At 64.8% G+C, this 908-nt stretch carries 1 protein-coding gene; it reads left to right on the plus strand.

Annotation, left to right across the window (positions count from 1 at the left end; translation table 11 throughout):
* On the plus strand, positions 1-908 hold a 908-nt coding region (locus IEX16_RS19805; protein ID WP_194446486.1), incomplete at both ends, for a cadherin-like domain-containing protein.

Below are 908 nucleotides of genomic sequence, written 5' to 3' on the forward strand. Positions count from 1 at the left end.
GACGACCAGGGCGCGAGCACGACGCAGGGCGTGACGATCACGGTGACGGGCACCAACGACACGCCGGTACTAGCCGCATCCAGCGGATTCAGCTACACCGAGAACCAGGTGGCGACGGTGATCAACAGCACGTTGACGCTGAGCGATGTGGACACGGCCAGCCTGACGGGGGCCACGGTTTCGATCGGGACCGGCTTTAATACGGCCCAGGACGGGCTTGGGTTCATTAACCAGAACGGCATTACGGGCAGCTACAACGCAACGACCGGCGTGCTGACTCTGAGCGGGGCCAGCAGCGTTGCGAACTACCAGGCGGCGCTGAGGTCAGTGACGTACGTCAACAGCAGCGACAACCCGACGACGACGAGCCGGGCGATCAGCTACCAGGTCAACGACGGGCAGGCGCTGAACAACCTGAGTAACGTGGCCACCAGCACCGTGACGGTGGCGGCGGTCAATGACGCGCCAGTGGGCGTGAACGACAGCGGCAGTGCCACAGAAAGAGGCGGCACAGCCAACGCCAGCGGAGGCGCCAACGCCAGCGGCAACGTGATCAGCAACGACACCGATCCCGAGGGCACGGCGCTCAGCGTCACCGCGATCCGCCAGGGCGCAGTGGAAGGCGCTGGCACAGCCGGCACGGTAGGTAGCGCGTTGGTGTGCACGTACGGCACACTCACGCTGAACAGTACCGGTGGCTACACCTACGTGATCAACGAGGCCAACGCAGCAGTGCAGGCGCTCAACGCGGGCGGCACGCTGACAGAGAGTTTCAACTACACCCTGAGCGACGGCAGCCTGAGCGATCAGGCGGTGCTCACTATCACGATCAACGGCACGAACGACGGGCCAGTGGCTGTAGCTGATACGGGCACGGCAGTAGAAGCCGGCACGGCAGCGGGCAGCAA

Source organism: Polaromonas eurypsychrophila (assembly GCF_014641715.1).
Taxonomy (GTDB): Bacteria; Pseudomonadota; Gammaproteobacteria; order Burkholderiales; family Burkholderiaceae_C; genus Polaromonas; species Polaromonas eurypsychrophila.